Source organism: Streptomyces sp. NPDC058877 (assembly GCF_042742855.1).
GTDB lineage: Bacteria > Actinomycetota > Actinomycetes > Streptomycetales > Streptomycetaceae > Streptomyces.
Genome location: NZ_JBHYMF010000273.1, coordinates 1 through 7,553, shown reverse-complemented (window position 1 = coordinate 7,553; position 7,553 = coordinate 1). Strand labels below are relative to the sequence as shown.

Genomic DNA, 7,553 nt, shown 5'->3' with positions numbered 1-7,553 from the left:
GGTGGGCGGCGGGGTGGGGGGCGGGGGCGTCCCGCGCCGCGCCCGCCCGGCGGGCCCCGCGGGGCGACGGGTCCCGCGGCCCCCGCGGGCGGGTGGCACGGGCCCGAAGGGGCCCGTCCCACCGGCCGGGCGGCTCAGTCCTCCGGGTTCTGGAGCGCCACGGAGGCGATCGTCGCGGCGATCTCCCGCTCCGCGACGGCCTTGTCCAGGCCGAGCCCGCTCAGCACGCCCTCCCCGTCCTCGTGCTCCATGAGGGCCAGCAGGACGTGCTCGGTGCCGACGTAGTCGTGGCCGAGGCGCAGGGCCTCCCGGAAGGTCAGCTCCAGCACCTTCTTCGCCGCGGCGTCGTACGGGACGAGTGCGGGCACCTCGTCGACGGCCGGCGGCAGCGTCGCCGTGACGGCCTCGCGCACCTGCTCGGGCGTCACGCCCTGCGAGGCGATCCAGTGCGCCGCCAGCCCCTCGGGTTCGGCGAGCAGTCCGAGCGTCAGGTGGGCGGGGAGGGTCTCGTCGTTGCGGGCGGCGATGGCCTCGTTCTGGGCGGACACCACCACGTTCCGGGCGCGGGGGGTGAAGCGGCTGAACCCTGCGTTCGGGTCCATCTTCTCCGCGTCCGGGCCCTTGGGGACGAAGCGCTTCTGGGCCGCCTGGCGGGTGACGCCCATGCTGCGGCCGATGTCGCTCCAGGAGGCGCCGGAGCGCCGCGCCTGGTCCACGAAGTGGCCGATCAGGTGGTCGGCGACATCGCCGAGGTGATCCGCCGCGACCACCGCGCTGGAGAGCTGTTCCAGGGTGTCGGGGTGGACCTTCTTGATTGCTTCGATGAGTTCGTCGAGACGGACGGGGACGTTCAGGCCGACTGGATTCGTCATGAGGCAACCCTAGGTTGACACTTATGTGCCGTCAACGGTCGGTTGACAGTCGAGGGGGTGCGCTGCCCCCCTGGACGGGTGAAGGGCGCACGAGGGGGCGCCGAGGAAGGGTGAGGGGCCGGGCCGGGAGGGGCCGGAAGGAAGGTGGGGGGGGAGGGTCGGGAAGCGCCGGGGAGGGCGAAGGGCCGGAAGGTGCCGGGAAGGGCGAGGGCGCCGGGAAGGGCGAGGGAAAGGGAGACGACCGGGGCCGCCACCCCCCACAGGAGAGGCCCCGGTCGTCATCCACGGAGCCGCAGCACGACTCCGTACTCCTTTCAGCGCCGGGGGTGCGTTTTCTGTCACACCGTCGATGCGTCCGTCCGACCACGGGAAGGTTGCAAGTTGCACAAAGACCCCGGATCGCGTGGACGCGGTGCCACGGCACGACGTAGCGTGCACCTGCGCGAGGCGGCGTGGCGGTGGTGACCGGCCGCGATGACGCAGGACGCGACGACACCACCGACGAACAGGGTTTGGGGAGTGCTGGGGGACGACGCGGAGCTGACGGCCGCGGTGCTCGCTGCTCAGGACGGGGACGAGAACGCCTTCCGTGCTGTGTACCGCGCCGTGCATCCTCGACTGCTCGGCTACATACGCACACTGGTGGGCGACCCGGACGCCGAGGACGTGGCTTCCGAGGCGTGGCTCCAGATAGCCCGTGACCTCGACCGCTTCGAGGGCGACGCGGACCGTTTCCGCGGCTGGGCGGCCAGGATCGCCCGCAACCGCGCGCTCGACCACATCCGGATGCGCGGCCGACGCCCCGCCGTCGGAGCCGACGAGACCGAGCTCGCCGACAAGCCCGCCGAGTCCGACACGGCGGGCGAGGCGCTGGAGGCCCTCGCCACCGGCGACACCATGCACCTGATCTCCCGGCTCCCGCAGGACCAGGCCGAGGCCGTCGTCCTCCGCGTCGTCGTCGGTCTCGACGCCAAGAGTGCCGCCGAGACCCTGGGCAAGCGCCCCGGCGCCGTGCGCACCGCCGCACACCGGGGGCTCAAGAAGCTGGCCGAACTCCTCGGTGCCGACGGTGCGCCGGACGGGCCGGAAGGCGCAGGCGGGGCCGTCGTTCCCCTGGACGGAGTCCCTCCGCAACGCGGTCGTACGCCGGGGGCCGTGACCCCCGGCGGTGTGACGCAATCGCGTCCGCGTACGCAGAAGGACATGTGATGGCCGACGAGCGGTACCAGTGGCTCGACCAGGAGGCCGCGGAGCGGCTGCTCCGTGGTGAGCCGGTCGAGGCCGTCGACGACCGTGCGCGTTCCCAGGTCGAGCTGCTCGCCGGTGCCTTGGAAGCGGCCCGCACCCCTGCCGTCCAGCCCACCGACACGGGCGAGCTGCCGGGCGAGGCCGCCGCGCTCCTGGCCTTCCGCCGAGCCGCCGCCGAGCGCGCTGCGGCCGGCGCCGGAGCCGCAGCGGCCGGAGCCGCCGCCACGCCCGGCCGGGCACCGCGCACGTCCGGTGTGGACCCGGTGCGCCGCTGGGGACGTTCCGTCCGGTACGGGTTGGCCGCGGCGCTCGCCGCCGTCACGGTCGGTGGCGTCGCCGTCGCCGCGGGCACCGGTGTGCTGCCCCTCGGCGGCCCCGCGCCCACCACCTCCGCCACCGCGGGGAACACGGCGGACCCGCTCGTCTCGAAGGACTCCGGAATACCCCGGGGCACCGCGGTGCCCACCACGGAACCCGGCGGTGACGGGTCCACGCCCGGCGCGTCACCCTCGGCCGGCTCCGGCGCCCCCGACCCGACGGCCGGCACTCCGGACCGGAAGGGCGCGGACACCGAGGGCGCGGGCTCCGAAGGGACGGACACCCCGAAGCCCGGCGTCACCACCGCGCGCCCCGACGCCGGTTCGGGCGGACAGGGCGGCACCGGCGCCGGGGGCACCAGCCGGGAGAAGGACCTCAAGGCCTGTCAGGAGTACCGGGAGGGTCGGCTCGACGCCACGGATCGGCAGCGGCTCGTGGACAGGCTGCGCAGCGGCGAGACCCTGCGCCGCTACTGCGACCGGATCCTCTCCGGCGACACCGGGACGTCCCAGGAGCCCGACCGGGGTGACTCCGGGGACCCGTCCGACCCGCGCCCGGGCTCCGGCTCCGGGGGTTCCTCCGGCAGCGGTTCGACCGGCGCCAAGGACGGCGACCGGGGCACCTCCGGCGCCGGCAACCAGAACGGCGGGGGCCGCGGCGACGCCCTGCTCTCCACCGGGACCGCGGACGCGCCGTCCACCGCGAGCGGCACCGGAACCACCGTCGCGACACGCGTTCCGCTCGCGGTGTAACACTTCTGGACCCGGTGACGCAGTACTGAATGAGCCGACTGGTCATCGGCCGCGCAGTGAGCCGGGGTTCCCCCCGTACCTACGGCTCCGCGCACCCGGCGCGGGTGGGACACGTTCCCCCGGTCCCACCCGCGCCCTCCCTTCTCCGGGCTCTTCGCCCCTCCGGCCGCGGACGGCCTACCAGTAGACGACGACCTTGTCGCCGACCTTCACCTGGTCGAAGAGGGCCGCCAGCTTGGTCCGGTCCCGGACGTTGACGCAGCCGTGCGAGGCCCCGTTGTAGCCGCGGGCCGCGAAGTCCGACGAGTAGTGCACGGCCTGGCCACGGCTGAAGAACATCGAGTACGGCATGGGCGTGTGGTAGATCGTCGACGTCCACTCCTTCGCCTTCCACTCGACCTTGAACAGGCCCTCGCGGGTCGGCGTGTTCTCCGAGCCGAAGCGGACGTCCATCGAGGAGACGACCTTGCCGTCGATCATCCAGGCGAGCGTCCGGCTCTCCTTGCTGATGCACATCACCCGGCCGGTCATGCACCGCGGGTCCGGGGCGGCCAGCTTGTTGGTGGTCGAGGGCTTCAGCTCGTCAGCGGTCGGCTTCCGGGACACGGACAGCAGCTCCTTCCAGGTCGCCCCGTCGACCGAGCCGGTCTCCGGCAGGCCCCGACGCGCCTGGAACCTCTTCACCGAGGCCGTCGTGATCGTCCCGTAGAAACCGGTGGGGGCCCGGTCGAAGAAGTCCAGCTGCCGCAGCCGCGCCTGGAGCTCCCGCACCTGTTCGCTCTCGTCCCCGTCGCCCATGAGCGGCTTCGGCCCGGGCTGTCCGGTGGAGGGCTCGGTCGTGGGGAAGGTCGCGGAGGGCGACGGCGGCTTGGCGTCCTCGGTCGGCGTGGAACCGGAAGGCGAACCCGACGCGGTCGAGGTCGGTGCGTCCGAGGTCGGCGCGCCGCCCCCCGACGCGGTCGAGGTCGGTGCGGGGGGCGTGTCCGCGCCGACCCCGGCGGCGTCCGGCGTACAGCCCGCGGCCAGTGCCACCGCCACGGCGGCCAGGGCCGCCCTGCGCAGGACGGGTCCGCGCAGCACGGACCCGCGTATGACGGACGGAGATCGCTTCATCCTTGCCCCCCCGAGACATGTCGTGTGTCTGTAGGGATGCTTCCCGCGCGCGTCCGGTTGCGCACCCGGGGCACGAACCGAGCATCCTGGGGGAAGGGTCCCGGTGCGCTGCCCCCGTCGCCCGCACGCCCGTCACCACGGTCCGTCGCGGAGGTCGGCGCCACTGGGCAACAGGTCTGGTCAGCAGGCCTGTGCGACAGGTCTATCGGGAGGCACAACGCATGGCGCGCGAGTCGGAGTCGGGGCTGCCCATCGAGCCGGTGTACGGACCGGAGGCCCTGGAGGGCTGGGACCCGGTCGAGAAGCTGGGCGAGCCCGGCGCGTACCCCTTCACCCGCGGTGTGTACCCGTCGATGTACACCGGACGTCCGTGGACGATGCGGCAGTACGCCGGTTTCGGCACCGCGGTGGAGTCCAACGCCCGCTACAAGCAGCTGATCGCCAACGGCACCACGGGCCTGTCGGTCGCCTTCGACCTGCCGACCCAGATGGGCCACGACTCCGATGCGCCGATCGCGCACGGCGAGGTCGGCAAGGTCGGCGTGGCCGTCGACTCGATCGACGACATGCGGATCCTGTTCGACGGCATCCCGCTGGACAGGGTCTCCACCTCGATGACCATCAACGCCCCCGGCGCCCTGCTGCTGCTCCTCTACCAACTGGTCGGCGAGGAGCAGGGCGTCCCGGCCGAGGAGCTGACCGGCACGATCCAGAACGACGTGCTCAAGGAGTACATCGCCCGGGGCACGTACATCTTCCCGCCCCAGCCCTCGCTGCGGCTGATCGCGGACACCTTCAAGTACTGCCGGGCCGAGATCCCGAAGTGGAACACCATCTCCATCTCCGGCTACCACATGGCCGAGGCCGGGGCCTCGCCCGTGCAGGAGATCGCCTTCACCCTGGCCGACGGCATCGAGTACGTCCGCACCGCGGTCGCCGCCGGGATGGACGTGGACGACTTCGCCCCCCGGCTCTCCTTCTTCTTCGTGGCCCGCACCACGATCCTCGAGGAGGTCGCCAAGTTCCGGGCCGCCCGTCGGATCTGGGCGCGGGTGATGAGGGAGGAGTTCGGCGCCAAGAACCCCAAGTCCCTGATGCTGCGCTTCCACACCCAGACCGCCGGTGTGCAGCTCACCGCCCAGCAGCCCGAGGTCAACCTGGTGCGCGTGGCCGTCCAGGGCCTCGCGGCCGTCCTGGGCGGCACCCAGTCGCTGCACACCAACTCCTTCGACGAGGCCATCGCCCTGCCGACGGACAAGTCCGCCCGGCTGGCCCTGCGCACCCAACAGGTCCTCGCCTACGAGACGGACGTCACGGCCACCGTCGACCCCTTCGCCGGCTCCTACGCGGTCGAGAAGATGACGGACGACGTGGAGGCCGCGGCCCTGGAGCTGATGGACCGGGTCGAGGAGATGGGCGGCGCGGTCCACGCGATCGAGCGCGGCTTCCAGAAGGGCGAGATCGAGCGCTCCGCCTATCGGATCGCGCAGGAGACCGACAGCGGCGAGCGGGTCGTCGTCGGCGTCAACCGCTACGCCATCGACGTGGAGGAGCCCTACGAGCCGCTGCGCGTCGACCCGGCGATCGAGGCACAGCAGGCCGAGCGCCTCGCCCTCCTCCGTGCCGAGCGCGACCGACCGGCCGTGGACGCGGCCCTCGCCGCCCTCAAGGAGGCGGCCGAAGGCACCGACAACGTCCTCTACCCGATGAAGGAGGCCCTCAGGGCGCGCGCCACCGTCGGCGAGGTCTGCGACGCGCTCCGCAGCGTCTGGGGCACCTACGTCCCCACCGACGCGTTCTAGCCGGTCCCACCCGGCAGAACCCCGAAGCGGAGCGTCGCACCGGTGTGCGACACTCCGCTTCATGCTGGGTGTCATCGATCTGCCGACCTATCTCGCCGGGCTCGTCCTCATCATCCTCCTCCCGGGGCCGAACTCGCTGTACGTGCTGTCCGTCGCCGCCCGCAAGGGCACCCGGACCGGGTACAAGGCCGCCGCCGGGGTGTTCACCGGCGACGCGGTCCTGATGACGCTCGCCGCACTCGGCGCCGCCTCGCTGCTCCAGACCACCCCGCTGCTGTTCATGATCGTGAAGTACGCGGGTGCGGGCTACCTGGCGTGGATGGCCTACGGCATGCTGCGCTCGGCCCTGTCGATGTGGCGCTCCCGGCACGAGGTCGTCACCGCGTCCGCCGCGGAGCCGGACGCCGGACCGTCCGAGCGGCCGTACCGCCGGGCGCTGATCATCAGCCTCTTCAACCCGAAGGCGATCCTCTTCCTGATCTCCTTCTTCGTACAGTTCGTGGACCCGTCCTACGCCTACCCGGCGCTCTCCTTCCTGGTCCTCGGCACCCTGCTCCAGCTCGGCAGCTTTTTCTACCTGACGACCCTGATATTCGGCGGCACCCGCCTCGCCGCCGCGTTCCGCCGCCGCAGGCGGCTCTCCGCCGGGGCGACCTCCGCCGCCGGCGCCCTCTTCCTCGGCTTCGCGGCCAAGCTCTCGCTCAGCAGCGCCGCCTGAAACCCCGGCCTTGACCCTCACACCGTGTGAGGCCGTTCCGTAGGGGGCGTCATGTTCACCATCGGAGACTTCGCCCGACACGGGCGGGTGTCGGTCCGGATGCTGCGCCACTACGACGCCATCGGACTGCTGCACCCGACCCACGTCGACCCGCACAGCGGCTACCGCTTCTACTCCGCGGACCAGCTCGCCCGGCTCAACCGCGTCATCGCGCTCAAGGACCTCGGCTTCACCCTGGAACAGGTCGGGTCGATCCTCGACGAGCAGGTCGACGCGCACGCGTTGCAGGGCATGCTGCGGCTGCGCCAGGCCGAGCTGGAAACGGCTGTGGAAGAGGCCAGGGCCCGGCTCGCCCAGGTCGGTGCGAGGCTCCGAGCCATCGAGAGGGAGGGACGCATGTCCACCCAGGACGTCGTCGTCAAGAAGGTCCCCGCCGTTCGCGTCGCCGAGCTGAGCGCACCCGCCGCGAGCTTCGGCCCGCAGCACATCACCCCGGTCATCGGCCCGCTGTACGAGGAGCTGTGCGGACGGCTGGAGCGTGCCGGCGTCACCGGCTTCGGCCCCGCGATCGCCTACTACGAGGACGCCGGCGAGGGAGACGGCTCGATCGTCGTGCACGCGGCGACGACGGTGCCCGAAGGCACCGTCGTCGAGGGCGTCGAGGTGCACGTCCTGCCCGGCATCGAGGAGGCGGCGACCACCGTGCACCGGGGGGCGATGGACGGGATCC

Annotated in this window: 7 protein-coding genes; 5 read left to right on the top strand and 2 right to left on the bottom strand. The window is 72.5% G+C overall.

The annotated features are described in order from the left end of the window. Window positions 1–134: 134 nt before the first annotated feature. Window positions 135–872: a Clp protease N-terminal domain-containing protein gene (locus ACFW2Y_RS33510; protein WP_384886821.1), complete on the bottom strand. Its 738-nt coding sequence runs from the start codon at window positions 870–872 to the stop codon at window positions 135–137. Between the two features lie 519 nt (window positions 873–1,391). Here ACFW2Y_RS33510 and ACFW2Y_RS33505 point away from each other — a divergent pair. Further along, window positions 1,392–2,081: an RNA polymerase sigma factor gene (locus ACFW2Y_RS33505; RefSeq protein WP_384886824.1), complete on the top strand. Its 690-nt coding sequence runs from the start codon at window positions 1,392–1,394 to the stop codon at window positions 2,079–2,081. Next, window positions 2,081–3,190, top strand: a complete 1,110-nt coding sequence (locus tag ACFW2Y_RS33500; protein ID WP_384886818.1) for a hypothetical protein — start codon at window positions 2,081–2,083, stop codon at window positions 3,188–3,190. Before ACFW2Y_RS33505 ends, ACFW2Y_RS33500 begins: the two co-directional genes overlap by 1 nt. 177 nt (window positions 3,191–3,367) lie before the next feature. Here ACFW2Y_RS33500 and ACFW2Y_RS33495 read toward each other — a convergent pair whose 3' ends face one another. Next, window positions 3,368–4,303, bottom strand: coding sequence for a L,D-transpeptidase family protein (locus tag ACFW2Y_RS33495; RefSeq protein WP_384886815.1), 936 nt, complete (start codon window positions 4,301–4,303; stop codon window positions 3,368–3,370). A 221-nt stretch (window positions 4,304–4,524) separates the two neighbouring features. On the opposite strand from ACFW2Y_RS33495, the gene ACFW2Y_RS33490 reads away from it, so the two are divergent. From ACFW2Y_RS33490 to ACFW2Y_RS33480, 3 genes are all read left to right on the top strand, one after another. Further along, window positions 4,525–6,105 (top strand): methylmalonyl-CoA mutase, encoded by a 1,581-nt coding sequence (locus ACFW2Y_RS33490; RefSeq protein WP_384886812.1) that lies wholly within the window; start codon window positions 4,525–4,527, stop codon window positions 6,103–6,105. A gap of 61 nt (window positions 6,106–6,166) precedes the next feature. After that, window positions 6,167–6,823: a leucine efflux protein LeuE gene (gene leuE / locus ACFW2Y_RS33485; RefSeq protein ID WP_384886810.1), complete on the top strand. Its 657-nt coding sequence runs from the start codon at window positions 6,167–6,169 to the stop codon at window positions 6,821–6,823. A gap of 51 nt (window positions 6,824–6,874) precedes the next feature. After that, the coding region (locus ACFW2Y_RS33480; protein WP_384886807.1) for a MerR family transcriptional regulator at window positions 6,875–7,553 on the top strand (679 nt) is incomplete at its 3' end.

What these genes read in the sequence shown, in the direction of transcription:
- ACFW2Y_RS33500 (WP_384886818.1), top strand. Translation starts at nt 2,081, where the DNA reads ATGGCCGACGAGCGGTACCAGTGGCTCGACCAGGAGGCCGCGGAGCGG.
- ACFW2Y_RS33495 (WP_384886815.1), bottom strand. Translation starts at nt 4,303, where the DNA reads ATGAAGCGATCTCCGTCCGTCATACGCGGGTCCGTGCTGCGCGGACCC.
- leuE (WP_384886810.1), top strand. Translation starts at nt 6,167, where the DNA reads ATGCTGGGTGTCATCGATCTGCCGACCTATCTCGCCGGGCTCGTCCTC.
- ACFW2Y_RS33510 (WP_384886821.1), bottom strand. Translation starts at nt 872, where the DNA reads ATGACGAATCCAGTCGGCCTGAACGTCCCCGTCCGTCTCGACGAACTC.
- ACFW2Y_RS33490 (WP_384886812.1), top strand. Translation starts at nt 4,525, where the DNA reads ATGGCGCGCGAGTCGGAGTCGGGGCTGCCCATCGAGCCGGTGTACGGA.